Origin of the sequence: Cognatiyoonia koreensis (assembly GCF_900109295.1) — a bacterium.
Taxonomy (GTDB): domain Bacteria; phylum Pseudomonadota; class Alphaproteobacteria; order Rhodobacterales; family Rhodobacteraceae; genus Cognatiyoonia; species Cognatiyoonia koreensis.
Genome location: NZ_FOIZ01000002.1, coordinates 143,367 through 167,586, shown reverse-complemented (window position 1 = coordinate 167,586; position 24,220 = coordinate 143,367). Strand labels below are relative to the sequence as shown.

At 57.5% G+C, this 24,220-nt stretch carries 25 protein-coding genes; 14 read left to right on the top strand and 11 right to left on the bottom strand.

Going from position 1 to position 24,220, the window contains the following annotated elements:
* Positions 1-72 precede the first annotated feature (72 nt).
* A complete protein-coding gene (locus BMY44_RS12525; RefSeq protein ID WP_089995348.1) occupies positions 73-1,041 on the top strand; it encodes an L-threonylcarbamoyladenylate synthase in 969 nt (322 codons plus the stop codon).
* Positions 1,042-1,116: 75 nt separating this feature from the next.
* The gene (locus BMY44_RS12520) at positions 1,117-1,980 is read left to right on the top strand and encodes an endonuclease/exonuclease/phosphatase family protein (RefSeq protein ID WP_165611841.1); all 864 of its coding nucleotides are present in this window, start codon (positions 1,117-1,119) and stop codon (positions 1,978-1,980) included.
* Positions 1,981-2,083: 103 nt separating this feature from the next.
* Here the strand turns inward: BMY44_RS12520 and BMY44_RS12515 are convergent, their stop codons facing one another.
* The 3 genes from BMY44_RS12515 to ubiA all read right to left on the bottom strand — a co-directional run bounded on the left by BMY44_RS12515 (position 2,084) and on the right by ubiA (position 5,325).
* Positions 2,084-2,410 (bottom strand): hypothetical protein, encoded by a 327-nt coding sequence (locus BMY44_RS12515; protein WP_089995342.1) that lies wholly within the window; start codon positions 2,408-2,410, stop codon positions 2,084-2,086.
* 9 nt (positions 2,411-2,419) lie between these two features.
* Positions 2,420-4,306: an OmpA family protein gene (locus tag BMY44_RS12510; protein ID WP_089995339.1), complete on the bottom strand. Its 1,887-nt coding sequence runs from the start codon at positions 4,304-4,306 to the stop codon at positions 2,420-2,422.
* 62 nt (positions 4,307-4,368) lie between these two features.
* A complete protein-coding gene (gene ubiA, locus BMY44_RS12505) occupies positions 4,369-5,325 on the bottom strand; it encodes a 4-hydroxybenzoate octaprenyltransferase (RefSeq protein WP_089995336.1) in 957 nt (318 codons plus the stop codon).
* A gap of 11 nt (positions 5,326-5,336) precedes the next feature.
* Between ubiA and BMY44_RS12500 the strand changes: the two genes are divergently transcribed.
* From BMY44_RS12500 to BMY44_RS12485, 4 genes are all read left to right on the top strand, one after another.
* A complete protein-coding gene (locus BMY44_RS12500; RefSeq protein WP_089995332.1) occupies positions 5,337-6,059 on the top strand; it encodes a 16S rRNA (uracil(1498)-N(3))-methyltransferase in 723 nt (240 codons plus the stop codon).
* A gap of 65 nt (positions 6,060-6,124) precedes the next feature.
* Positions 6,125-6,883 (top strand): GNAT family N-acetyltransferase, encoded by a 759-nt coding sequence (locus BMY44_RS12495; protein ID WP_089995330.1) that lies wholly within the window; start codon positions 6,125-6,127, stop codon positions 6,881-6,883.
* Entirely contained in the window at positions 6,876-7,394 is a 519-nt protein-coding gene (locus BMY44_RS12490) for a hypothetical protein (protein WP_089995328.1), read from the top strand. The genes BMY44_RS12495 and BMY44_RS12490 overlap by 8 nt, the downstream gene beginning before the upstream one ends.
* Before the next feature lie 54 nt (positions 7,395-7,448).
* Entirely contained in the window at positions 7,449-8,819 is a 1,371-nt protein-coding gene (locus tag BMY44_RS12485; protein ID WP_089995325.1) for a glutamate--cysteine ligase, read from the top strand.
* A gap of 49 nt (positions 8,820-8,868) precedes the next feature.
* Here BMY44_RS12485 and BMY44_RS12480 read toward each other — a convergent pair whose 3' ends face one another.
* On the bottom strand, positions 8,869-9,435 hold the full coding sequence (locus BMY44_RS12480) for a DUF805 domain-containing protein (protein ID WP_165611840.1): 567 nt from the start codon (positions 9,433-9,435) through the stop codon (positions 8,869-8,871).
* Between the two features lie 142 nt (positions 9,436-9,577).
* Here BMY44_RS12480 and BMY44_RS12475 point away from each other — a divergent pair, with 142 nt between their 5' ends.
* Positions 9,578-9,919, top strand: a complete 342-nt coding sequence (locus tag BMY44_RS12475) for a hypothetical protein (protein WP_089995319.1) — start codon at positions 9,578-9,580, stop codon at positions 9,917-9,919.
* On the opposite strand, the gene plsY is transcribed toward BMY44_RS12475, so the two are convergent.
* The 5 genes from plsY to BMY44_RS12450 form a co-directional block, all read right to left on the bottom strand.
* Positions 9,916-10,527 (bottom strand): glycerol-3-phosphate 1-O-acyltransferase PlsY, encoded by a 612-nt coding sequence (plsY, locus tag BMY44_RS12470; RefSeq protein WP_089995316.1) that lies wholly within the window; start codon positions 10,525-10,527, stop codon positions 9,916-9,918. The two genes, BMY44_RS12475 and plsY, sit on opposite strands and share 4 nt — an antisense overlap.
* Positions 10,527-11,801: a dihydroorotase gene (pyrC, locus tag BMY44_RS12465; RefSeq protein ID WP_089995313.1), complete on the bottom strand. Its 1,275-nt coding sequence runs from the start codon at positions 11,799-11,801 to the stop codon at positions 10,527-10,529. Before pyrC ends, plsY begins: the two co-directional genes overlap by 1 nt.
* A 69-nt stretch (positions 11,802-11,870) precedes the next feature.
* Entirely contained in the window at positions 11,871-12,389 is a 519-nt protein-coding gene (locus BMY44_RS12460) for a hypothetical protein (protein WP_089995311.1), read from the bottom strand.
* Positions 12,386-12,949, bottom strand: a complete 564-nt coding sequence (locus BMY44_RS12455; RefSeq protein ID WP_089995308.1) for a hypothetical protein — start codon at positions 12,947-12,949, stop codon at positions 12,386-12,388. The genes BMY44_RS12460 and BMY44_RS12455 overlap by 4 nt, the downstream gene beginning before the upstream one ends.
* Positions 12,946-13,896 (bottom strand): aspartate carbamoyltransferase catalytic subunit, encoded by a 951-nt coding sequence (locus tag BMY44_RS12450; RefSeq protein ID WP_089995305.1) that lies wholly within the window; start codon positions 13,894-13,896, stop codon positions 12,946-12,948. The genes BMY44_RS12455 and BMY44_RS12450 overlap by 4 nt, the downstream gene beginning before the upstream one ends.
* Before the next feature lie 356 nt (positions 13,897-14,252).
* Between BMY44_RS12450 and BMY44_RS12445 the strand changes: the two genes are divergently transcribed.
* The 4 genes from BMY44_RS12445 (at position 14,253) to BMY44_RS12430 (ending at position 20,578) form a co-directional block, all read left to right on the top strand.
* On the top strand, positions 14,253-15,035 hold the full coding sequence (locus BMY44_RS12445; protein WP_089997151.1) for a uracil-DNA glycosylase: 783 nt from the start codon (positions 14,253-14,255) through the stop codon (positions 15,033-15,035).
* A 58-nt stretch (positions 15,036-15,093) separates the two neighbouring features.
* Positions 15,094-15,639 (top strand): molybdenum cofactor biosynthesis protein B, encoded by a 546-nt coding sequence (moaB, locus tag BMY44_RS12440; RefSeq protein WP_089995302.1) that lies wholly within the window; start codon positions 15,094-15,096, stop codon positions 15,637-15,639.
* A 79-nt stretch (positions 15,640-15,718) separates the two neighbouring features.
* Complete coding sequence (locus tag BMY44_RS12435) at positions 15,719-17,176, top strand: efflux RND transporter periplasmic adaptor subunit (protein WP_089995299.1); 1,458 nt, start codon at positions 15,719-15,721, stop codon at positions 17,174-17,176.
* Positions 17,177-17,179: 3 nt separating this feature from the next.
* On the top strand, positions 17,180-20,578 hold the full coding sequence (locus BMY44_RS12430; RefSeq protein ID WP_089995296.1) for an efflux RND transporter permease subunit: 3,399 nt from the start codon (positions 17,180-17,182) through the stop codon (positions 20,576-20,578).
* Here the strand turns inward: BMY44_RS12430 and BMY44_RS12425 are convergent.
* Positions 20,575-21,375, bottom strand: a complete 801-nt coding sequence (locus BMY44_RS12425) for a protein-disulfide reductase DsbD domain-containing protein (RefSeq protein ID WP_089995293.1) — start codon at positions 21,373-21,375, stop codon at positions 20,575-20,577. The two genes, BMY44_RS12430 and BMY44_RS12425, sit on opposite strands and share 4 nt — an antisense overlap.
* A gap of 113 nt (positions 21,376-21,488) precedes the next feature.
* Between BMY44_RS12425 and BMY44_RS12420 the strand changes: the two genes are divergently transcribed.
* Positions 21,489-22,049 (top strand): YqgE/AlgH family protein, encoded by a 561-nt coding sequence (locus BMY44_RS12420; protein WP_089997150.1) that lies wholly within the window; start codon positions 21,489-21,491, stop codon positions 22,047-22,049.
* Here BMY44_RS12420 and BMY44_RS12415 read toward each other — a convergent pair.
* Positions 22,046-22,603, bottom strand: coding sequence for a TlpA disulfide reductase family protein (locus BMY44_RS12415; RefSeq protein ID WP_089995290.1), 558 nt, complete (start codon positions 22,601-22,603; stop codon positions 22,046-22,048). The two genes, BMY44_RS12420 and BMY44_RS12415, sit on opposite strands and share 4 nt — an antisense overlap.
* Before the next feature lie 12 nt (positions 22,604-22,615).
* On the opposite strand from BMY44_RS12415, the gene argH reads away from it, so the two are divergent.
* A complete protein-coding gene (gene argH, locus BMY44_RS12410; protein ID WP_089995287.1) occupies positions 22,616-24,004 on the top strand; it encodes an argininosuccinate lyase in 1,389 nt (462 codons plus the stop codon).
* Positions 24,001-24,174: a hypothetical protein gene (locus BMY44_RS18230; RefSeq protein WP_165611839.1), complete on the top strand. Its 174-nt coding sequence runs from the start codon at positions 24,001-24,003 to the stop codon at positions 24,172-24,174. The genes argH and BMY44_RS18230 overlap by 4 nt, the downstream gene beginning before the upstream one ends.
* Positions 24,175-24,220 lie beyond the last annotated feature (46 nt).

Genomic DNA, 24,220 nt, shown 5'->3' with positions numbered 1-24,220 from the left:
ACGCGATATGGGTCTGAAATTCGTAGATCAGGGTAACTTGGTCTTTGGTGCAATCAACCAAAACGCCGCGTCATGAAACAGATCGATACCGAACGTCTTTTCCCGGACGAAGCCGGGCTGGCCCGCGCCGGGGCGATCCTGCGCGCTGGCGGGCTTGCGGCTTTCCCGACAGAGACGGTCTACGGCCTCGGCGCAAATGCACTGGATGACAAGGCCGTGGCCCGAATCTACGAAGCGAAGGGAAGACCTCGCTTCAACCCCTTGATTGTCCACGTCGCAGACAGGGCGGCGGCAGAAGAACTCGTCGTCTTTGACGATGCGGCGTCCAGACTAGCCGATGCTTTCTGGCCTGGCGCATTGACGCTCGTGCTGCCTCTGCGTGCGGGCTCTGGCATTTCGTCGCTGGTAACCGCCGGCCTTGATACCCTGGCCGTGCGTGCACCCGATCATCCCGTTGGTCAAGCGGTACTGCGGGCTTCAGGCGTGCCGGTTGCAGCGCCGTCGGCGAACCCGTCAGGACGCGTTTCACCAACGACTGCGGATCATGTGATCCAAGGTCTCGACGGTTTGATCGACGCGGTTCTAGACGGGGGACCTTGTGGTGTCGGTGTCGAATCCACGATTGTTGTCACAGGGCCAAATCCGACCCTGTTACGCGCGGGCGGAATCCCGGTGGAAGCTTTGTCTGCCTGCTTGGGTCAGGCTATCAGCATTGCGACGGACCCCACGCGACCAATTTCTCCGGGGCAACTGGAATCGCACTATGCCCCCAACGGAACGCTGCGCCTGAATGCCCAGGCAAAGGAAGACGACGAGGTTCTTCTAGGATTTGGGCCGGTCGATGCTGATCTGAACCTTTCTGTCTCAGGTGATCTTGTAGAGGCGGCGTCACGCTTGTTTTCCTGCCTTCACGCCTTGGACGACATGGGCGCGACGCAAATTGCCGTTTCTCCGATTCCCGATAGTGGTTTGGGGCGGGCGATCAATGACCGGCTGAAAAGGGCGGCTGCACCGCGGTCCGGCAGTCTGCACGAATCCTGATCAAATCCTTTCCCTTACCTGCGATCCATTCCCGCTATGGATTTCAACGAATTTGTACCGGTAAGGAGACATCAGATGCGCGTGATCATGGCTGGGTTTTTCTGCTTGGCGGCGTTGGGTGTTTTCTTGGGCTTTGGTGGTTGGCTGCATCCGGCAGGTGACAGCCTGAGCCTTTTGCGACCTGTTTTCGGCGTATTGTGCTTGATCGGTCTTTTTCTGCTGCGCCCGGCGTGGCTCCGCCGCGCGATGGGCATCGCCGTGCTCAGCGTCGCCGCCACGGTCGTCCCGGCATTTGTCGGGCAGAAGGACGGCGGTGATTTGCGCCTCTATGCCAAGAATCTCTGGTGGGCCAATTCGCAGATCGAACTGGTCGCTGCCGATATTCTGGCAGCGGACGTCGATGTCGTAATGTTGCAAGAGGTATCCAAAAGGACAGCGCATGTTCTGGATTTATTGGCCGATCAGTTCCCATATCAGCACTGGTGCCGACACAATGAATGGATGGGCGAGGCGGTGGTGTCCCGTATCCCCATGTCCGGTGAGGGTATTTGTACGTCGACCCGAGGTGCTGCAGCCGCGCCCATCGACATTGATGGCGCGACCGTTTGGGTGGCGTCCGTTCATATTCCATGGCCATGGCCATACAAGAGCATGACCAACGAAGCCGAAGTCGGAGCGGTGCTGAAAGGACTGGAAGGGCCCGTCGTCGTCGCCGGAGACTTCAACATGTTTCCATGGACCAAACGGGTCCGCGACGTTGCTGCTGCCAGTGGTACGGAACTTGTCGGGCCGACACGCGCGACCTTAACGCTCTGGGAAATGCCGTTGCCGATTGATCATGTGCTGGCACCGGGCGGTGGGTCGGTCGAGCGTCGGCCATTGCTGGGGTCAGATCATCGCGGTCTGATTGCAGATGTCCGGATCTGGGTCGGACATTAGGTGACCCAAGCAGGGGGCGACGTACCGGCGAACAACGCGCCCAGAATGAGATCAGGCAGAACCATGGCTTTCAATGAGGCCCGCACGATCGACGTGATGGGCCTTAAGAAACGTTCTGCCGATCGATATAGCCGCGCAGTTCTTCAGCTTCTTGCCGCGCATCGCGCAGCCCGTCCATCGCGGCCCGAAGCTCTGCTTCGGTCTGTGTCAATTGGTTCGTGATTTCGGCTTCGCGTTGCTGCAAATAGGTGATCGCCTGATCTCGCGTTTCTTCAGCTTCGTGGAGGGCTTGTGCCATTTTATCCAATTCGCCAATTTCAGCCTTGGTCACGCGTGTAAATCGGTTGACCAGCCAGCTGGCGAACCACCCAAGCATAAAGGCGACAAACAGGATGATCGCTGTTGCGACTATAAATTCGGTTCTGTTCAAAAGTTCGTCCTATTCGGCAGGCTCTTCGGCCGCATCTTCGTTCGCGGCCTCGATTTCTTCAAGTGCGGTTGGTTCTTCGGGAATGGGTTCTGGGACAATCAGGCTGAATTCAATCCGACGGTTCGCTTCGCGGCCTTCTTCTGTATCGTTGTCAGCGATCGGGTCCGCTTCTCCAAACCCAATCGCTTCAAAGGCACCGACGGGCACGCGACGGACACGCAGTGCATCAAGCACGGATTGTGCGCGCTGCTGGGACAACTGCTGATTCATTTCTTCGCGGCCTTGGCTGTCGGTGTAGCCCGCAATTTGGATACGCAAGTTTGCGCATTTCTTCAGAATGTCGGCGATGTCATCAATAACACCTTGCGTGTCGGCGGCCAGATCTGCGGCACCGGGCTCGAATGTGATCTTACGCACTTCCGTGACCGCGGTGATCTGAGCCACGCATTCTTCGGGCGTCGGAAGACCCGCAATCGGGTCCAGTTCCTTCACGTAGGTCACATCGATATCGACCTCGGTCGAGGTCCCCAGCTTGTCGATAAGAAGGCTGGCAATTTCCGTGCTGGCTGACTCTCGTCCCGTGTTGCCGCGGATGACCACAAGGTCAGGCTGCACTGTCACAGAACCGTTCGACAGTTGCGAAAGGGCTTCGATCCCTGCAAGCACGCGGATCGACCAACCCGACGGAAGACCATCAACCACACGGGTGCCCATCGTCACGTTGCGTTGCCCGAATTTTGCAAAAGCGAACTGTTCGGCAGTTGTGTTCATCAATTCGTCAGCAACGCGTCCGCGCAGTTGCACTGCACCTTCCGGACTGCGCGTGGCCGTGAATTGGGGCGGTCCCTCGTCGCCGGATTCAGGCGCGCGGGGCAATTCTGCTTCCAGCGCGTAGACGTCAGGCAGATTGTTTTCAAGTTCGCCAATGACGTTATCAAACGTGCCCTGATCGGTGCCCTCAAGCGCGACAACCGCGATGTCAGTGTTGGACACAGTCACCGTCCCGCCGCCCAACTTGCCCACGGCTTCGATGGATAAAGCAACCGCATCGCCCCAGCTTCGCGAGGGCGCGCCAAGTGCTTGGGTGCAATTTGTACGCCCCTCGAAACCGATCTGGGTCGCGGCCCAGACAATCTTGCGTTCGGCTTCTGCGGTATCCACGGCACAGGTGATGAATCGGGCACCTTCGTCATCCAGTGTGAAACGGGTCAGAAACGGCGAAATGACGGGGCGGGGCGCAGTAATTTCAAGCGCAATCGCCACGTTTTCCGGCGTGTTGCGGGCCAGTCTTGTTTCCAGCCGACGCTTTTCATCGGCACTATCTGAAATCGCCTTTACAGAAACGCGTCGCGACGTGACCGAAATCTTGGAACGCGGAAGCTCGTCCAATGCGCGCAGGGCGTAGTTCAGCGCGCGGGGCCATGTTTCGGGAACAGGATAGTCAGCCACTTCAAGAAGGTCAGTAACAGGCTGACCATCCGCAATCGACGCGATCCGGCTCGCCAACAGGTCACGGTCAGTCCCTGCCGGAATAAGACCGATCAGCGAAACACCGCTGTCATTACGCAAAATCTCGATCGCGAATTCCGGAGGCGCGATTCCGGCGCTGTCGATGACGGACATATTGTCGATGACGCGGCTCGCATCGACGATCTTGCCCGCAGTCGTAATCGCGTTAAAGCGTGCAGCCTCGGTCGGCGCCTCTCCCTCGATGATAACCTGAAGTCCATCGCCCAGTACGGACGCCCAATTATGGCCCGCATCAATCAGATCTTCCTGAACGGATACGACCGACCGCGTTTCGACGACGGCAACGGTCGCGCGTGCCGCGAAAGCCGAAACGAATGCTGCGATGATAAATACGCCGATCCGTAAGAAGAGGGCTGAGAGGCGCATCGTCGTCCTAATTAGCTGGTACCGGTCTTACCCTTAGTAGGGGGTCAACGCAGGGGGTTCAATCATACCATATAAGCGATGGCAAGAAATGGCAGGACGATTAACCCGGCGTCACGATTGGACCGGAATAGCCTGAGAAGCCCACCTTGATCGCTGGCGTCGAAACGTGTCAGCTGCCACGTCAGATGCCAACCCAGCGCCCAGGCCCCACCAAGTGCAATCACAAGTGACAGGACGTTGCGATCCTGAGCGGCGAGGATGATCGCCAACCCCAGCAGCAGAACCGTCGCTGTCAGGAATCCCCGCAGCCAGACTTTTGTGTGCTCCCCAAACAGGCGCGCGGTCGATTTGACACCGATCAGCGCGTCGTCTTCGGCATCCTGATGCGCATAGATTGTATCGTAGAACAGGGTCCATGTTATCCCTGAAAGATAAAGGACGAATGCGGGCCACCCAAGGCTACCGGTATGCGCTGTCCAGATCAGCAAGGCCCCCCAGTTGAATGCAAGGCCAAGAAAGACCTGAGGCCACCATGTAAACCGTTTGGCAAACGGATAGATCAGAACCGGAAGCGCCGAAGCCAGCCCCAGAAAAATGGCAGGCAGGGGAAATGTCAGCAAGATCAGCAGCGAAATCAACGACTGAACAAGCATCCAGCCAAGTGCCGCCCGCACGCCCACCTGACCCGAAGGGATGGGGCGCGACCGGGTGCGTTCGACCTTGTCGTCAATATCGCGGTCGGTGATGTCGTTCCATGTGCAGCCAGCCCCCCGCATCAGGAACGCGCCAAGCGCACATGCAATGACCAGCCAAGCGTCGAACCCGGTGAATGTCCCTGTCGCAAGGCAGGCAAGGGCCAGCGACCAGTAACAGGGCAGCAGCAAAAGCCATGTGCCGATGGGCCGATCCGCGCGGGACAGGCGCAAGAACGGACGCGTCTTTTGCGGGGCCAGCGTATCCACCCAGTTTCCGGCACTGTCGGCGACGGTTCCGGCTGGTGTTGGGGTGGGGTCGGTCATATGTTTGGCCTATGGCTTCGAAGGTTCGGCTTTATGTAGATCATCCCTTGTCCGAAGGGCAAACGGTTCCAGTGTCACGGGACCAGGCGAATTATCTGTTTGCCGTGATGCGGTTGCAGGTCGGCACCGTACTTTCACTGATCAACGGGCACGACGGCGAATGGGACGCAGAGGTCGTCGCAGGGAATAAACGCAGCGGCGCACTGCGGTGTTTGACGCAGACCAGACCGCTCAGGATGCCGCCCGACCTTTGGCTCTTGTTTGCGCCACTCAAAAAGACCCGCACCGACTTTATCGTCGAAAAGGCTGCTGAAATGGGTGCCGCCCGGATTGTGCCTGTACAGACGGATTTCACCAATGCCGATCGAATCCGGCAGGACAAACTGCAGGCGCATGTCATCGAAGCCACAGAACAATGCGGCGGCACATTTGTGCCAGAAGTCGCACACCTCCAGAAGCTGTCGCAAGTGCTCGCCGATTGGGACCCCTCACGGCGTCTGTTGTTCTGCGACGAAACGCTCTTGGACGAAACCACATTGCTGGCAGCGGAAAATAATGGACCATGGGCTATTCTGATCGGGCCCGAAGGCGGTTTTTCGGAAAATGAAAGGGACATGCTGCGCAAGTCCGACTTTGCCGTGCCGATCAGTCTCGGCCCGCGTATCCTTCGCGCGGATACGGCTGCTGTTGCTGCAATGACGGTCTGGCAACAGGCCTTGGGGGATTGGTCGTGAGGCGCACCAGAGCCTCAGATTATTCGGATGTCCTTGACTTCATGATGGCCAGGGCGGCAGTCGCGATGTTTCCGATAACGAACCTGCTGGAACATGGCTTGGGTACCAACCATCGCAAAGCGATGACGTTCTGGGTCAATGAACCTTTAACCGACGTGCTCGGCCTGACAGGCGAAGGCATGATTTTGCCGGTGTTCACATCGACCCAAGTTCCGGGCATTGCCCAAGCGTTGTTGGGTCAAACTGTCAGCGGTGTCGTCGGAACCGCAGCCGCCTGTGCAACCGTGAAGACGGCGTTGGACTTGCCCGCCGCCGCACTGGACAGAAACGAGCCGCACTATGAACTGGACCTTGCGGAATTGGACATGCCCGACGTCGACGGGCTGACTCTTGTCCCCTACACACTTGCCCCGCGCGACGTTTTGATTGCCTGGCGCACTGCCTATTACATCGAGGCGTTGGACGTCCGGCCAGATGACGCGCCCGCACGGGCGATCACGCACGTAGACAGCGCCCTTGAAAACGACGGCTATCGTGTTTTGATGAAAGGTGACACGCCAATGGCGGTGACTGGGTTCAACGCCAAGCTTCCCGAGATTGTTATGATCGGCGGCGTTTTTACCCCGCCAGAACTGCGCGGGAACGGATACGCGGGGAAAGCGCTCGCGCTACACCTCGCTGAAGCCCGGGCAAAGGGCGTCAAACGGGCCGTACTATCTGCGGCAAACGACACGGCAGCTAAAGCCTATGAACGGATTAAATTTAAGAAAATGGGCACGTTCAACATTACGGTTTTTGATAACCCCGTGACACTTCATGGCTAGTTTTATCCGTCCCGAAGTGAAAGCCATCGCATGGCGTTGGCGTGAAGTGATCGCGGCAGAATTGATCTTCGTGCTCGGCATCTGGTGGGCGCTGGCCTCCACCGGCGCGATCAAGTGGATCGGATGGGTGCTTGTGGTTGCATCCTTCGGATTGCTGATCGCGGGCATCCTGCGCGGCCGGTTCCGCCAGTCCGGCATGGGCCCCGGCGTTGTAAAGATCCTTGAACGCAGGGTTGGATACTTTGGACCATTGACCGGCGGCGCGATCGATCTTGATGAGGCCGCCATGCTCGAACTTGAACCAAACGCAAAGCCCGCGCCCCATTGGATTCTGTCAGATACGCGCGGCCAAGTCGTTGAAATTCCAGTCAATGCAGATGGAGCCGAGGCCCTCTATGACGCCTTTGCCAGCCTCCCCGGCATCAATATGCAGGTCACCGTCGATGTGCTGTCGCGCACATCAACTGAGCGTGTTGTCATCTGGCAGAAAGAACGTCGTCTCTTGCATTGAGCAGCGGCTTGCGTCACCACCAAAGTCTGAGATCACGAAGCGAGGCCTGTCCCCATGTCCATTCCACAGTCCGGCGGCGGGCCGATCGAACATCATTCACAAATGGTCGAATACCTCGCGAAAGGGTGCAAACCGCGGGAAGACTGGCGCATCGGCACAGAGCATGAAAAATTCGGTTTTTGCGAGGATACGCACAAACCGCTGCCCTATGAGGGCGAGAGGTCGATATTTGCGGTCCTCGACGGACTGCGCCAAAAATTCGACTGGGCACCTGTCACCGAAGGCGGAAAGCTGATTGGCCTTGAAAAAGACGGCGCAAATGTCAGCCTTGAACCAGGCGGCGCGCTGGAACTATCCGGCGCACCGGTCGAGACGATCCATCAGACATGTGACGAAGTGAACAGCCACCTCGCAGAAGTAAAGGCCGTCTCGGACGAGATCGGCGTCAAATTCATCGGCCTCGGTGCAGCCCCTGAATGGCGGCATGAGGAAATGCCGTTGATGCCTAAAGGCCGCTACAAGCTGATGAATGACTACATGGAAAAGGTCGGCACCATGGGCACGGCCATGATGCGGCGGACCTGCACTGTTCAGGTCAATCTCGACTTCGGGTCAGAGGCGGACATGGTCCAGAAAATGCGTGTCGCGCTGGCGCTGCAACCCGTCGCCACCGCATTGTTCGCGAACTCACCATTCTTCGAAGGCAAGGTGAACGACCACAAATCATGGCGAGCGGTGATCTGGCGCAACCTCGATGCGGACCGCACCGGTATGCTGCCTTTCGTGTTCGAGGACGGTTTCGGGTTCGAGGCATGGACAGATTGGGTGCTCGATGTGCCGATGTATTTTGTCTATCGGGACGGGAAATACATCAACGCGCTGGGCATGTCCTTTCGCGACTTTCTGAAAGGCAAGCTGCCCGCCTTGCCGGGCGAGACTCCGACGTTATCCGACTGGGCGGATCACTTGACGACCGTGTTCCCCGAAGCGCGGATGAAGCAGTTCATTGAAATGCGCGGGGCCGATGGCGGGCCATGGCGCCGGCTATGTGCATTGCCGGCGTTCTGGGTCGGTCTGATGTATGATCAGACCGCGTTGGATGCTGCTTGGGATGTCTGCAAGAACTGGACCGCCGAACAGCGCGACGCCTTGCGTGTCGGTGCGTCTGTCGATGGTTTGCAGGCCAAAGTCGATCATATCAGCATGCACGAACTCGCCCGCGAAGTTGTCGCGATCTCCGAGGCTGGCCTCAAAGCGCGCGCACGCGCGGGCGCAGGCGGTCTGGTTCCGGACGAGACGCATTTTTTGAATGCTCTGAAGGACAGCATTGAAACGGGCATGACACCGGCTGATGAGCTTCTGAGCAAATATCACGGCGAATGGGCTGGCGATCTGAGCAAGATTTACGACGCCTACGCCTATTGAACGCAGGCAACGACGGGCGTGCTCTTGGATCAACGGCCTTGTGGCTGGCTCAGGTCTTTTTCAGAACCCGCTGGCGGAAATAATCGCTGACTTCCTGTCTTTGCGCCTCGATCATTTCGGGTGACTTCGGTTGCCGTGCACGTTCAAGCGCCGCGTAAGGTGCGTAGGGGTCCGATTTGACAGGGTTCAGGACCATATGCGGATCGTCGAGCCCGCGACTGCCATAGGTGCTTCCACCACCGCCAAATGGTGGTTGGCCATAGGCATTTGCACCCGGTTCAGACGGAATGATCGTCATGATCAGCACAACGATCCAGCCGAACGGAACAAAGTTCAAAAGATACCACAGGCCGGAATAGCCGGCATCATGAAGCCGCCGTACGGTCACCGCGAGCCCGGGGATAAATGTGACGATCAGCCAGAATCCGGTGAAATATGCGAACGGATTCAGTGAAGGGGTTGCATATGGATCAAGCAGATAAAGGTCACCGATGATCGCGCAGATCAAGATCAGCAGATGCATCAGAACATACCACCAATACTCGGATCGCGGTGCGCGTCCCTTGAACGTCGCATATTGCGAAAATACGGAATCGAGTGCTTTGAACGGGCCCATGCGTTGCTCCCCAACTGTCTGATGTGCGTTTCTTAGCCGGAAAGTTTGGCGAAAATACGAACAACGACAGTCACTTCGGTGGGAAAATGCGCCACAATTTTGTCTTGATTGACCGATACCCTGATTGTGTGGAGGGCTATCCATGCCGTTTTATCTGAACCCGCGTTTCGGGATGCTACTGCTTGTCGGCTTGCCGCTGGTCGGTGGCGCATCCGTGCATCCGCAAGGTGCGACTGCATTCCTGATGGGGGCGTGGGCGGGTGTGCTGTTCGTGGGGCCGCCACTGATGATCTTGGCGTGGATCATGGGGATAAAGAGCCTCGGCGAAGTTCTTTCACCACTTTTCAACCTGCCCGCGCTTCTGATCCTGACAGCGGTGATCCTGTTGGTCTACGGGCAGGAACTCGGTCTTGGGGCGCAGACTGCTGGACTGGGCGGTGCCTTATGGTGGCTCAAGCGGCGCAGGTTCTTACCGTTCGCCTAGGATTTCGACTGCCCGATCTTGTGTTCGGTGCCCGCCTTGATCCTTTTGATGTTTCCAAGGTGTCTTGCGTAAATCAAAAGCCCGAGGATCGCGGCAAGAATGAAAGCCTTGCCGTCCGTCGTAAAAGCCATAACGACCGGCGTCCATCCTGCAACGAACAGCGCGGCCAGCGACGAGTAGCGGCTGATTGCTGCCGTGGCGAGCCAGATTCCACAGGCGATCAGGCCGGCAATCGGAACCAGTGCAAGCATGATCCCAAAATAGGTCGCGACACCTTTGCCACCCCTGAAACCAAGCCACACAGGGAAACAATGCCCCAGAAAGGCAAGCAACGCTGCAACCTGTGCCGCGTCCTCACCCGAAACAGCGCGGGCCAAAAGAACAGCCAACGCACCTTTGCCCGCATCGAACAGAAGGGTCAGCGCAGCGGCAGGTTTCGACCCTGTCCGTAGCACATTCGTTGCACCAATATTACCGGATCCGATTTCACGCAGGTTCCCCAGACCCATCGCCTTGGCGACGACGACGCCCGAAGGAATAGAGCCAAGCAGATAGCCGACAATGGCCCAGATTAGCAAAACCGGTATCGTGGATGTCAGTTCAGGCATCAGCCAAAGACCCTTTTCCCATTGACCCAGGTGCCAAGAGTCTTGCCCTGAAGCCGTGCGCCATCAAACGGCGTATTTTTCGATTTGGAAAGAAGCGATGCGCGATCAAGGACAAAAGGCGCGTCTGGATCGAATAACACAAGGTCGGCCGGCGCGCCTTCGTGCAGACGTCCCGAAGATAGACCCAGCCGCCGCGCGGGGTTCAGGGACATGGCGCGGAACAGGCGCGGCAGGTCGATCATGCCTTCGTGGTACAGCCGTAGCGCGGCGGGCAACAGCGTTTCCAGCCCGACAGCACCTGACGCGGCCTCTTCAAACGGCAGCCGTTTGCTTTCTTCATCCTGCGGCGTGTGCATGGATGAAATGATATCGATCAGCCCATCGGCAAGCGCTTGGACAGTCGCCAACCGGTCTTCTTCGCAGCGCAGCGGCGGCTTGAGTTTGAAGAAGGTCCGGTAATCGGCCACGTCCATGTCATTCAGCGTCAGGTGGTGAATGCCAACGCCGGCAGTGATATCCAGCCCGTTGCGTTTTGCACGCTCCAGCGCGGGCAGGGCACGGGCCGTCGTGATCTGGTCCGCGTGATATTTGGCACCGGTCATTTCCAGCAGCGCGATATCGCGATCAAGCGCCATGCGTTCGGCCATCGCCGACACAGCAGGCAAACCACGCAGCGACGCAAATTTCCCGGACGTGACAGATGCCCCTTCGGACAGGCCGGGGTCCTGCACATGCGCAATGACTAGCGCATCAAGCGAGCGCGCGTAGGTCAGCGCCCGCGAGAAGACCTTGGTATTCGTAATGACCCGGTCGCAATCCGTGAATGCCACAGCCCCCGCGTCTTGCAGAAAACCGATCTCGGTCATTTCGCGGCCTTCGCGCCCCTTGGTTAGGGCAGCCATTGGCAAGACGTGAACAGGCGCGTCTTCCTGCGCGCGGCGCTCGACAAATTCCAGCGTTTCCGGCGTGTCGATTGCGGGCAAGGTATCGGGGCGCGTCACGATCGTCGTGACGCCGCCAGCCGCCGCTGCGCGTCCGGCTGAACGAAAGCTCTCCTTGTGCCGCTCTCCCGGTTCGCTCACCTTCACGCCGATGTCGATGATGCCAGGGGCAAGGCATTTGCCGTCACACTCCACGATCGTTGGCCCGGTCATGTCCGGCGACGTGTCATAGATCGTCGTGATGACGCCATTTTCGACAAGAAGTGCGCCGTTGCTGTCGCTCAAGGCAACAGGGTCAATCAGGCGGGCATTCTTGAACAGGATTTTGGACATGGATGACCTTTGCGGACTTCGCTGTTTGCTGCACGCTCGAACGGGCGGCGTCAAGAGCAGGCAGCGGCTTTAGCCCGCGATGAATATCATAAGGGCCACGAGTACAAAAAGCACGAGCAGGGCAAGCGTCGCGACCATCCCGCCAATCCGGGCGTCCGACATTGGCACCTTCGTTGTCGGCGTAAGCACACCCTTGGCAGAGTCTGTGTCCATCGAAACCGGTGCCGACATCGCCAAGGGCGTGCCGATCGTTGTCACATGCCGCAGACCCGGGGCGAGATCGAGTGTCGTCCCGGCACCGTCAGTTGCGCGCGACATGACAATGATGATCCAGCCGGACAAACTGTCGAGCGCGACAAGATCAGCTGCGTCGGGCTGAAAATCATACCCCTGCCGGATATAGTCGGCCAGCGTCAGGTCACTCAGCGCCGCAGTGTCGATCACGTCGATATAGTCCGGATTCAAAAGCACACCGAATGCCCCGGCGATGCCTTCTGCCGTTTTTTCCTTCAGTGCTTCTGGTGGCGCAAAATCCAGCGCAAATATCCTAAGCTGGCCAAAGTCGTTTGCGGGGATTGTAACTGTCATTTCATCGCCTTCACGGAGTCGATTGCCTTGAGCGCCAAGACGGCGTCTGCGCGCGCAAGGACCATACCTTTGGGAAGAGTATAGACCATGGGATGGATGTCGTCGTCATTCACAAATGTGAACTGCCCGGCTTCGGTCAGTCTGACAACATCGCGTTCGTTGCGCCCCTTAATGATTTCGGCGGGCATATCTGGGCGGATCTTGAACGACATCGTCTGCGATCTGGTCTGGATCAGAACCCGCTGGTTCGTGACAACATAATGCACGCGCCGCATCGCATCGCGCGCCCGCCAAGCAAAGCCAAAGCGGATCGCAAGCCCGATGGCAATGGGCCCGCCGACAAGCGCGATCATCTCCCAAGTCAACCGACCCGCACCGAATGCGCCGATGTTGGTCCAGATCAAAAGCGTCATCACGGCGGAAATAGCAAAGAAAACCCGTGCCACCCAAGTGTGCCAACCCGCATAGGCCGAAAGCCTTTCGGGTGCGTCGGGTTTGGCGTCCCACAAAACGATCTCGTTCTTGGAAAGCTGGGATTGGATCGGCGCGGGAAGGGTCATGCTATGACGCTGGACTTGCGTGCCGCGCGCAGGTTCTGGGCCAGCAAATCCATCGCGGCCATGCGCACCGCAACGCCCATTTCAACCTGCGTCTGGATCACGGATCGGTTGATGTCGTCTGCAATGGTTCCGTCGATTTCAACGCCGCGATTCATCGGGCCGGGGTGCATCACGATCGCGTCCGCCTTGGCATGTTTCAGCTTTTCGGCGTTCAACCCGTAACGGTGAAAATACTCCCGTTCTGACGGGATAAAGCCGCCATCCATGCGTTCCTTTTGAAGGCGCAGCATCATCACGACGTCCACGTCTTTCAGCCCTTCCTCCATGTCGTTGAAGACCTCGACCCCAAATTCTGAAATTCCCGCTGGCATCAGCGTCGGCGGACCGATCAGCCGGACACGGTTCTCCATCTTGCCAAGCAGCATGATGTTGGAACGCGCCACGCGTGAATGCGCAATGTCGCCGCAGATCGCAACCGACAGGCGGTGCAGACGACCCTTTGCGCGACGGATTGTCAAAGCGTCCAGCAGCGCCTGTGTTGGATGTTCGTGGCGCCCGTCGCCTGCATTCAGCACTGCGCCGTTCACCTTTTGCGACAGCAGATCCACAGCACCTGAATGTGGATGACGCACAACAAGCAGGTCAGGGTGCATCGCGTTCAGCGTCAATGCGGTGTCGATCAGTGTTTCGCCTTTTTTGATGCTGCTCGCCTGCATCGCCATGTTCATCACATCAGCGCCAAGCCGCTTTCCGGCCAGTTCGAAACTCGCCTGTGTGCGGGTCGAATTTTCAAAGAACATGTTGATCTGGGTCATGCCTGCCAGCACATCGCGATGCCGCGTATCCGTGGGCCGGTCCGCATAGCCGTCAGCAAGATCCAGTATGGTTGTGATTTCTGTCGGGTGAAGGGGTTCGATCCCCAGCAGATGCTTTTGGCGGAATGTCATGCACGACCCTCTATTGTCGAACCTGTATAGGGCGGGGGCAGTTGGGCTTCAATCCGCTGGGCCGTCTGTTCCGGATTAAGGAAATCGCGCTGCCTAGTCGGACAGCGGCGACCTAAATGGAGTTTGAGCCTCCTGAAATCCCCGAAGGGATGCCCAAATCAGTGAAGCTGAACAGAAACACGAGCATGATCATCCCGCCTGATTTTCAGATATTCGGTGCACGCCTTGTGCACGTCCGGTGTACGGCCGGTGCATGGGCCTATTTGCAGGTATTCAGGCGTGCCCTGGCTGGCGAGAAAATAAGCAACGCAATGTTCCCCCTGCCCATTGGAAAGGAATCGGCTTATTCTAGCGCAATGGAGGCTGCCTCATCCTATTGGAACGACCGCGCTTTGTTAGAGTGGCAGGTCGAACTCGGCGTTACAGATGCAATCTGTGATGCGCCCGTTGACCGCTATGCGCTTGAAACCCAACGACCAAAAGTGGTTGCCGCTGCAATACCACCGCCGCCGATCGCCGAACCCGCTGCTGTCGACGCGGTCGCGCTGGTGCAGGCTGCAGCTGAACAGGCACAGGATTTGCCGTCTTTGGCTGCAGCGATGGAAGCGTTCGAGCTTTGCGACCTGAAGAAAGGGGCGCATAAGTTCGTGTTTTCTGATGGCAATCCCGCCGCACGCGTCATGATTGTCGGTGAAGCACCCGGTCGCGAAGAAGACCGCGCTGGCAAACCCTTCGTTGGTCAGGCGGGGCAGCTGCTCGACAAGATGTTGGCTGCCATCGGGCTAAACCGCGCAACGGAAGATCCGGCGCAGTCGATCTATATTACGAATGTTCTGCCTTGGCGTCCGCCATCGAACCGGACCCCGGATGCAGACGAGATCGCGATGATGCTGCCGTTCTTGAATCGACACGTCGCGTTGGTTGATCCCAAGATATTGATATTGATGGGAAATACGCCATGTCAGGCGCTTCTTGGGCGTGCCGGTATCACTCGCATTCGCGGTCAATGGATGGATGTTCTGGATCGCTCTGCAATGCCGATGTTCCATCCAGCCTATCTGCTGCGCCAGACTGCAGCAAAGCGTGATGCTTGGGCCGATTTGCTGGCAGTGCAGGCCAAACTGAAGACGCTAACCTGATGCGCAGGTGTCTACGCCGCGCTTGCCAGCCAGTAACCCGTGCCACTAGGTTCGCGGCATGAGCCGTATTGACGAAAAGAAACCTTTCATGCCGGTACGGATCGCGGTCCTGACGGTCAGCGATACGCGTGTTCTTGATGATGACCGGTCCGGGGCTGTACTTGTCAGCCGGATAACGGATGCAGGGCACGTGCTTGCTGACCGGAAGATCGTGAAAGACGAACGGGAATTGATTGCCGCACAACTGCGCGATTGGTGCGCCAGTCCTGATATCGATGTTGTCATTTCGACTGGGGGCACTGGCCTGACGGGGCGGGATGTAACGGTCGAAGCCCATCGTGACGTCTATGAAAAGGAAATCGAAGCTTTTGGAACGATCTTTACAATCGTCAGTATGCAAAAGATCGGAACATCTGCAGTGCAGTCCCGCGCCACTGGCGGTGTGGCCAATGGCACATACCTTTTCGCCCTTCCCGGCAGCCCCGGTGCTTGCAAGGATGCCTGGGACGAAATCCTGAAAATGCAACTCGACTACCGACACTTGCCCTGCAACTTTGTCGAAATTTTTCCACGTCTCGACGAACATCAGCGACGGAAAACCTAGCGACCTGCGTTTAACCATAGGACTGGACAGTGTTCAGACGTAAGCTATTTCCCTTAGGGATTGTTTCGGAGGATTGGTCATGCGATTTTTGCGTCGCTCTCTCTTGGGCGTTTTCCTGTTGTCCATCACGCTTGCCCTTCTTGCCTTTGCCGGAAACACGGTGCGCGTCGCGGTGCAGGATCGCATGAACGCAGAACCGCGCAGCTTTCCTGAACGTGAACGCGTTTTTGCGGTCAATATCGTGGAAATCGAACCGCAGACCATTGAGCCCGTTTTGACGGTGTTTGGCGAATTGCGCAGCCAGCGTTCGATTGATCTGCGGTCAGCAGTCGGTGGAACGGTTCTGGAGGCGGATCCATCGCTGATCGAAGGCGGCGTTGTGACCGCCGGACAGCTTCTGATGCGGATTGATCCAAAGACGGCGCAGGCTAGCCGCGATCGTGTTGCCGCTGATCTGCAGGATGCACAGGCCGAGTTGCGCGATGCCGAGCGTGGTCTGGTGTTGGCTGAAGATGAGCTTACCGCAGCACAAGCGCAGGCCGAATTGCGCGCGCAGGCCCTGACCCGTGCGCGTGATCTCGAAACACGCGGCGTTGGGACAACTGCCGCAGTCGAAACTGCGGAACTGGCGGAAAGTTCTGCAAACGCTGCCGTCCTGTCGCGCAGACAGGCCCTTGCAGGTGCCGAGGCGCGTGTAGATCAGGCTGCGACCCGACTTGCGCGCGCTGAAATTGATCTTGCCGAAGCTGACCGTGCCTTGGATGAAACAGAGATCTTTGCCGTTTTCGATGGCACCTTGTCTGATGTGACAGTTGCGCTGGGCGGGCGGGTGACACCGAATGAACGGTTTGCGACCTTGTTGGATCCGACCCAGCTTGAGGTCGCGTTTCGTGTATCCACGTCTCAGTACGCCCGCTTGCTGTCAGGCGAAGGCAATCTGATTGCCGCGCCCATAAAGGTGATGCTGGATGCATCTGGCATCGGGATCGAGGCAAGCGGAGTCATCACGCGCGAAGGCGCAGCAGTGGGTGCTGGGCAAACCGGACGTCTTATATTCGCGCGGCTGGATAGCGCGGCTGGCTTTCGTCCGGGGGATTTCGTGACGGTAAGTGTCAACGAACCGGCGCTTGATAATGTTGCCCTTGTCCCTGCCACCGCGGTTGCGGCGGACGGGACTGTTCTGGTCGTAAATGATGAAGATCGCCTTGAAGTGCGCCAGACCGAAGTCAAGCGCAGGCAAGGCGACGATGTGATCATCGCTGCAGCAGGGCTGGTCGGCGAACGTATCGTTGCTGAACGCTCTCCTTTGCTTGGTGCCGGGATTGGTGTGCGCCCGATTACGGGCGGGGAATCGATGGATGAACCCGCTGCACCCGAAACCGTGGTTCTGGACGCGGAACGGCGCGCAAAGCTGGTGGCATTCGTCACAGACAGCCGGATGCCCGAGGAAGCAAAGACGCGTCTGATCGGACAGCTAGAACAGGATGAAGTACCTGCCGAAACCATTGCACGGCTTGAAAGCCGGATGGGGACCTAAGCGATGCAAAAACGTACAGATCGGCTGAGCAATAGCGTTGGTGGAATTTTTTCGTATTTCACACGACACAAGACGATTGCAAACCTTCTGTTGCTTCTCATGCTGGCCTCTGGCCTGATCGCGTTTCCCAACATGCGTGCGCAGTTCTTTCCGGATGTCGTTGTCGACAGCGTCGAAGTCTCTGTGTTCTGGCCTGGTGCTGGTCCGGAGGATGTTGACGCCGGCGTTGTGCAGATCGTTGAACCTGTGTTGCAGGCCGTGGATGGGGTGAGCGCCACATCGACCACTGCATTCGAAGGACGTGCCGGATTTACGGTGGAATTCCTTCCGGGCACCGACATCGACCGCGCGAACGAAGATGTGCAACTGGCCTTGGACAGCATTACAAATCTTCCCGCGGATGCAGAAGACCCTGAAATCCGGCGCGGCGGGTGGAGTGATCGGGTCACGGACGTTGTCATCACGGGACCGGTCGGCGTCGACCAACTTGGCCGCTTTGCTGACGAGTTCGTCATACGTTTGTTTGCCGAAGGTGTAACCCAGACAAGCATCAGCGGTGTTGCCGCACCTTCGACCGTTGTCGAAGTTCCGTCTACGGCGTTGATCAAATATGATATCGGCATGGCCGAAATCGCTGATCGTATAGCGGAGGAAGCCGAAGCCGATCCGGCAGGGGACGTTTCCAACGCCACACGTGTACGGACGGGTATTGCAAAACGTACAGCGGACCAGATCGGCCAGATCTCACTGCGCCAGAACCCCGATGGGTCCAATCTGACCGTGTCGGACGTCGCAACTGTCCGTGTCGAAGGACCGGACCGGGAACGGGCGTTTTTCGTTGGTGATGACCCAGCGATTCAAGTGCGGGTCAACCGGACATCATCAGGTGATGCTATTGGTTTGCAACGCAGCGTCGAAGACGTCGCAGCGGAGATGGAGGCGTCACTCCCTGCTGGCGTGAGTATGACCTTGGTCAATACGTTGGCGGAACAGATCACCGGGCGACTGGATATTCTGCTCGACAATGGTCTGATGGGCCTTGGACTTGTTGTCCTTTTGCTGTTCCTCTTTCTGAACGCACGGACCGCTTTCTGGGTGGCCGCAGGCATTCCGGCGGCCATGTTCGCAGCGATCGGGTTGATGTACCTGTTCGGGATCACCATCAACATGATCTCTTTGTTCGCGCTGATTATCACCCTCGGGATTGTCGTCGATGATGCGATTGTCGTGGGTGAACACGCGGATTTCCGTGCCAGACGATTGGGCGAAGCTCCGGCAGTCGCTGCTGAGCGCGCGGCGACGCGCATGTTCAGTCCGGTCTTTTCAGCGACGTTGACGACGATTATCGCCTTTTTCGGTCTGATCGTTATCGGCGGACGGTTCGGTGACCTGATCGCCGATATTCCATTCACGGTGATCGTTGTGCTGGCGGCGTCTTTGGTTGAATGCTTTCTGATCCTTCCCCATCACCTGAGCCATTCGATCGGCCACACAAAAAAGCAGCACTGGTACGACATCCCCTCGCGGATCGTGAACCGCGGTTTTGACTGGTTCCGCCGGACCTGTTTCCGCCCGTTCATGGCCGGCGTGATCTGGGCGCGGTATCCGGTTCTTGCGGGTGTTGTCCTGATCCTTGCCAGTCAGGTTGCGCTTGTCGTGCGTGGTGACGTGCAGTGGCGTTTCTTTAACGCGCCAGAACAAGGTCAGGTCACCGGTAACTTTACGATGTTGCCCGGTGCAACCCGCGAAGACACCATCGAAATGATGCGCGAACTGCAACGCGCGACCGAGGCATTGGGCGCAGACTATCAAGAGCGCTATGGACAAAGCCCCTTGCAGTTCGTTGTTGCGCAAGTCGGTGGAAATTCTGGCCGGGCGATTGCGGGGTCTGGGCAGAAGGACCCTGACCAACTTGGGTCCGTGTCCATCACGCTGATTGATGCAGACAGCCGACCCTATTCAAGCTACGCGTTTGTCGCTGATCTGCAGGAAAGCGTGCGGCAACATCCGATGGCGGAAACGGTCAGCTTTCGGTCATGGGGCAGTGGACCGGGGGGCGACAGCCTGTCGATCCAGTTGTCTGGCGCGTCTCCCGAGGTTCTGAAAGACGCGGCAGAGGCGCTTAAGTCCGAATTGGCGCAGTTTGGCGAAATCAGTGGTCTTGAGGACAGCCTTGCCTATGACAAGGAAGAGTTGCTGTTGGAGCTGACACCGCAGGGCGAGGCGCTGGGCTTGAGCATTGACGGTTTGGGACGTGTCCTGCGGAACCGCCTTGGCGGAATTGAGGCTGCAAGTTATCCGGTGGGTGCAAGGTCGGCGACGATCAACGTGGAACTGCCTGCTGATGAACTGTCAGCCGATTTCCTTGATCGTATGCAAATCCGCACCAGCAATGGTGTCTACGTCCCCTTGGGTGATGTCGTCACTGTCCAAAGCCGCACCGGTTTTTCAACGATCCGACGTGAAAACGGAATAGCTTTGGTATCTGTCACCGGCGACCTTGATGATGAAAACGCCGATCGCGCATCTGAAATTCAGGGTATTATCAATGACACGATCCTTCCCGATATTCAGGAACGCTTTGGTGTCGAGACGGCACTGTCTGGTTTGAGCGAACAGGAAAGCCGCTTTCTGACTGACGCACGCAACGGGTTGATCCTTGTTTTATGCGGTATTTTCCTGTCGCTGGCATGGATCTTCAGCAGTTGGACCCGTCCTCTTGTTGTTATGGCGATCATACCGTTTGGCCTTGTTGGAACGATTTACGGACACTTCCTTTGGGGCATTCCGATGAGCATGTTCACGGTCGTCGGACTGATCGGCATGGTCGGAATCGTGATCAACGATTCAATTGTTCTGGTAACGACGATTGACGAATATGCGGAGGATCGCGGACTGATACCTGCCATCATTGACGGCGCGTGCGATCGCTTGCGACCGGTGCTTTTAACTACATTGACCACTGTGTTAGGGCTTGCACCGCTCCTTTATGAGGGGTCCAATCAGGCCGAATTCCTGAAACCGACCGTGGTCACGCTTGTCTTCGGTCTTGGATTCGGGATGGTGCTTGTGCTGTTGGTCGTTCCGTCTTTGATGGCGGTGCAGCATGATGTCGGCAAGCAGGTTCGTGCCGCCAAACGCGCTTTGCGCAGTCGCCGGCCCGCAATGTGGCTGCCAGCCGGAATTGCAGGTTTCGGTGCGTTTTTGTTGGCTGGAGTTCTGTTCGGTCCAGTGATCGTGACAGGCCAGCCGCTGACAATTCTGGCGACTGTGCTTCCGATGCTGAACGGAGGGCTTGCCCCGGCACTGGGCCTGTTTATCGCGCTGGTTGCCGCATTTATTGTGCTGGTCTATTTCGTGACTGCCGCGATTTTTGCGTTGACGAACAAATCAACGGCCTAGCCTGCACTGCACCCGCGGACGTCGACTGCGTGATTTGCACCCAGAACTGTGATGCGAATATTCGCGCGGTTCAGCGAAAAGCTTATGCCATTGCTGTGAACCATGCGCGACGTGGCGGTGATTTGATTGCCTGTTCTGACGACGTCGGGCTCGGACACCCAAATGTGCGGATCACCTGCCTCGATCACGACGGCTTCGGTGCCACCTGTATGCGGTAGCGCAAGTGTCGTGCTAACGACAACGCCGTTTGGAGCCGGTGCAAAGCTGCAGATCGCCTGCGTTACGCCAGCTTCTTTTTCGGTGAGGGGGCGATCAATCAGAGCCGCAACGATGGCGGGCGAGCGGTTGCCGCCTGGTTGAATGACGGCGCTGAATGCCAAATGCGCCGGGACACAGATTTCCTCGCAAACGCCGATCTGCATTTCGCCGCTGAGTGTCATCGGTGTCCCTGCCGTTTTTGGCATCAATTCGATTGGAACAACGACCTCGTCGTAATAGCCGATGCTGCGCATGCCTTGTTCATAGAATACTTCTGGCACGGGCCATTGTACGCGCGTGTTCGCGATGTTGTCGGACCCCAGAAAGCTGATGATGGGGGGAATGCCAGCATCGCCGGGTGCGCGCCAATAGGTCTTCCAACCGGGTGCCAGTTTAATGCGTAGACCTGCCATCTGACTACCGCTTTCGGTCTGCCAGCCTGACAGGACTTCGACAGACACCACGTCGTCGGCGGGACCGGCTGATGCGGACTGCGCGATGCAGGCAAGCGCGATGGAAAGGCATAGATTCTTTAACATCCATCCTATCTACGCGTGATTTCCAACAATGGAATATCCATTTCAGCGATATATCGCGGACGTGAACAACTTGACATAACCGCCCGTGCGCTCATCTTGGCAGCATGGACGCGATGGAAAGCAATTTATGCGGCAAGATGTTGATCGCGATGCCCATGATGGGCGATCCGCGGTTCCAACAAAGCGTTATCTACATGTGTGCGCATTCCAAAGAAGGTGCGATGGGGCTGATCGTGAACAAGCCTCAACCGGGCGTGCGGTTCAAAGAGTTGCTTGGCCAACTTGGTATTGATCCGGAAGATGACGCCAAAGACGTCCGCGTTCACTATGGCGGGCCCGTGGAAAACGTGCGTGGTTTCGTGTTGCACAGCGAAGATTACAGGTCGGAAACGGGGACGATGGAGGTCGACACCGGCATTTGCATGACTGCGACCCTTGATATTCTTGAAGATATGGCGCGGGGCAAGGGCCCAAGGACATCCCTGCTTGCCCTCGGTTATGCCGGCTGGGGACCTGATCAGTTGGAAGGTGAAATCGCGCAGAATGGCTGGCTGACCTGTGATGCGAAAGAGGACATCATATTCGGTCGAGCGAACGAGCATAAGTGGACCGGTGCGTTAAAAATACTGGGCATCGACCCTGTTTTGCTGTCGTCCACGCCCGGTCGGGCCTAGCTCTGATCATCTGTTTCGGTCAAGGCGCGGATAATGGCGAATGCGCTGTCGCTGTTCCATTCAGCATCGCCCTGCAAGCGGGCGATTTCCATCCCGTTAGGGTCCAATATGACAGTGACAGGTAGCCCCAACACGCCCATGCTGCGGGCAAGGTTTTGCCGTGCATCGGTATGAAGCGGAAGGTTGTCTACGTCGATATCATCAAAGAACTCTTCCATTGCGGGCCGCGCGTTACGCCCGGTGGCGATGGTGACAACTTTGAAGTTGTCACCGCCAAGCTGTTCCTGAAGATCGGCAAGTTGCGGCATTTCTTTGCGGCAAGGCGCACACCATGTTGCCCAGAAATTCAAAACGACATGCTTGCCCTCGTACGTGGCAAGCGTCATTTCAGTACCGTCTTCGCCGGTAAACGGTACATCGGATCCGGGCATTGGTTCGGAATGAACGGTCAGTTTGCGCATATCCCCGTCGCGCAATGCGCTGATGTCGACAGGGTCTGCATTTGCAAGCGTTGCAAGGCTTAGGTAAAGCAGGGCTGACGTAAATTTCCGCATAGGGCTTCCTTTATGACCAAATCCGCGAACACCATGTGGGGCGGGCGTTTTGCCGCCGGACCAGACGCGATCATGGAGGCGATAAACGCCTCGATCTCGTTTGACCAGCGCCTTGCTTCCCAAGACATCGCAGGTTCACGGGCCCATGCCAGCATGCTTGCTGCTACAGGCATCATTAGCGATAAAGATGCCGAAGCGATTAAGGAAGGCCTGCTCACGGTCTTGTCAGAGATCGAAGCAGGTGAGTTCCCGTTTTCCGCGGTACTTGAAGACATTCACATGAATGTCGAAGCCCGTTTGAAAGACCTGGTGGGTGAGCCTGCAGGGCGTTTGCATACCGCCCGTTCGCGCAACGATCAGGTCGCGGTCGATTTCAGACTTTGGGTGCGCGATCAATGCGATGCGGCGGATTCTGCGCTATTGGCGCTTCAGAAGGCGCTGCTTGGTCAGGCTGAAGCCGGTGCAGACTGGGTCATGCCCGGTTTTACACATCTTCAAACCGCCCAGCCGGTGACATGGGGTCATCACATGTTGGCTTATGTTGAAATGCTCGACCGGGATAGATCGCGTTTCGCCGACGCGCGCAGGCGGATGAACACATCGCCGCTTGGTGCGGCAGCGCTTGCGGGCACGTCTTTTCCGATTGACCGCGATATGACGGCAAAGGCGCTTGGATTTGAGCGTCCGATGTCGAACTCTCTCGATGCTGTATCCGACAGGGATTTTGCGTTGGAGTATCTGGCGGCGGCCAGCATCTGCGCGATGCATCTTTCGCGTCTGGCCGAGGAATTGGTGATATGGTCTTCGGCACAATTCCGCTTCGTGAAAATGTCTGACAAGTGGTCGACTGGGTCGTCCATCATGCCACAAAAGCGCAATCCGGATGCGGCTGAGTTAATCCGGGCCAAGATTGGCCGGATTTTCGGGGCAAACGTGGCATTGATGACGGTGATGAAGGGGTTGCCGCTGACCTATTCCAAAGACATGCAGGAAGACAAGGAACAGGTGTTTGATGCGGCTGACAACCTGATGCTGGCGCTTGCTGCCATGGCAGGAATGGTTGCTGACATGTCAGCAAACCGCGAAAGTCTGAAAGCCGCAGCAGCCAGCGGATTTTCGACAGCTACGGATCTTGCAGACTGGCTCGTGCGCGAACTTGGACTACCTTTCCGCGACGCGCACCATGTGACCGGATCACTTGTGGCACTTGCAGAAAGCAATGGTGCGGATTTGCCGGACCTGACGCTGTCAGACATGCAAAGTGTTCACGCCGGGATCACGGAGGCGGTTTTTGAAGTGCTTGGCGTCGAAAATTCGGTGGCGTCTCGCACGAGTTTTGGTGGAACTGCGCCGGCGAATGTGCGCCAGCAGGTTTCGGCTTGGAAGGAACGTTTGGCATGAAACGAGTTCTGATAATGTTGGGCGCAGTTGCGCTTTTTGGCTGTGGCGCAGCTGGCGAACCGATCCGCCCCACAGCGAACCTTGGGCTGAGTATCGGATCCGGTGGTGTCACGCCAACGGCCAGCGTCGGTGCCACGAATGGGCCGGTCAGCATCAACGTGGGCCTTTAGACTGTTGCAGAGTCTGACGACTACGGTTTCGCAGCTTGGCAGCCAA

Excerpts from the sequence above, each read along its gene's own strand:
- BMY44_RS12485 (WP_089995325.1), top strand. The coding sequence starts at position 7,449 with ATGTCCATTCCACAGTCCGGCGGCGGGCCGATCGAACATCATTCACAA.
- BMY44_RS12420 (WP_089997150.1), top strand. The coding sequence starts at position 21,489 with ATGGAAAGCAATTTATGCGGCAAGATGTTGATCGCGATGCCCATGATG.
- BMY44_RS12460 (WP_089995311.1), bottom strand. The coding sequence starts at position 12,389 with ATGACAGTTACAATCCCCGCAAACGACTTTGGCCAGCTTAGGATATTT.
- BMY44_RS12435 (WP_089995299.1), top strand. The coding sequence starts at position 15,719 with ATGCGATTTTTGCGTCGCTCTCTCTTGGGCGTTTTCCTGTTGTCCATC.
- BMY44_RS12415 (WP_089995290.1), bottom strand. The coding sequence starts at position 22,603 with ATGCGGAAATTTACGTCAGCCCTGCTTTACCTAAGCCTTGCAACGCTT.
- BMY44_RS12445 (WP_089997151.1), top strand. The coding sequence starts at position 14,253 with ATGGAGGCTGCCTCATCCTATTGGAACGACCGCGCTTTGTTAGAGTGG.
- BMY44_RS12500 (WP_089995332.1), top strand. The coding sequence starts at position 5,337 with ATGGCTTCGAAGGTTCGGCTTTATGTAGATCATCCCTTGTCCGAAGGG.
- BMY44_RS12480 (WP_165611840.1), bottom strand. The coding sequence starts at position 9,435 with ATGGGCCCGTTCAAAGCACTCGATTCCGTATTTTCGCAATATGCGACG.
- BMY44_RS12430 (WP_089995296.1), top strand. The coding sequence starts at position 17,180 with ATGCAAAAACGTACAGATCGGCTGAGCAATAGCGTTGGTGGAATTTTT.
- BMY44_RS12525 (WP_089995348.1), top strand. The coding sequence starts at position 73 with ATGAAACAGATCGATACCGAACGTCTTTTCCCGGACGAAGCCGGGCTG.
- moaB (WP_089995302.1), top strand. The coding sequence starts at position 15,094 with ATGAGCCGTATTGACGAAAAGAAACCTTTCATGCCGGTACGGATCGCG.
- BMY44_RS12495 (WP_089995330.1), top strand. The coding sequence starts at position 6,125 with ATGTTTCCGATAACGAACCTGCTGGAACATGGCTTGGGTACCAACCAT.
- BMY44_RS12510 (WP_089995339.1), bottom strand. The coding sequence starts at position 4,306 with ATGCGCCTCTCAGCCCTCTTCTTACGGATCGGCGTATTTATCATCGCA.
- BMY44_RS12425 (WP_089995293.1), bottom strand. The coding sequence starts at position 21,375 with ATGTTAAAGAATCTATGCCTTTCCATCGCGCTTGCCTGCATCGCGCAG.
- BMY44_RS18230 (WP_165611839.1), top strand. The coding sequence starts at position 24,001 with ATGAAACGAGTTCTGATAATGTTGGGCGCAGTTGCGCTTTTTGGCTGT.
- BMY44_RS12520 (WP_165611841.1), top strand. The coding sequence starts at position 1,117 with ATGCGCGTGATCATGGCTGGGTTTTTCTGCTTGGCGGCGTTGGGTGTT.
- BMY44_RS12475 (WP_089995319.1), top strand. The coding sequence starts at position 9,578 with ATGCCGTTTTATCTGAACCCGCGTTTCGGGATGCTACTGCTTGTCGGC.
- BMY44_RS12455 (WP_089995308.1), bottom strand. The coding sequence starts at position 12,949 with ATGACCCTTCCCGCGCCGATCCAATCCCAGCTTTCCAAGAACGAGATC.
- plsY (WP_089995316.1), bottom strand. The coding sequence starts at position 10,527 with ATGCCTGAACTGACATCCACGATACCGGTTTTGCTAATCTGGGCCATT.
- BMY44_RS12450 (WP_089995305.1), bottom strand. The coding sequence starts at position 13,896 with ATGACATTCCGCCAAAAGCATCTGCTGGGGATCGAACCCCTTCACCCG.
- argH (WP_089995287.1), top strand. The coding sequence starts at position 22,616 with ATGACCAAATCCGCGAACACCATGTGGGGCGGGCGTTTTGCCGCCGGA.
- BMY44_RS12490 (WP_089995328.1), top strand. The coding sequence starts at position 6,876 with ATGGCTAGTTTTATCCGTCCCGAAGTGAAAGCCATCGCATGGCGTTGG.
- ubiA (WP_089995336.1), bottom strand. The coding sequence starts at position 5,325 with ATGACCGACCCCACCCCAACACCAGCCGGAACCGTCGCCGACAGTGCC.
- pyrC (WP_089995313.1), bottom strand. The coding sequence starts at position 11,801 with ATGTCCAAAATCCTGTTCAAGAATGCCCGCCTGATTGACCCTGTTGCC.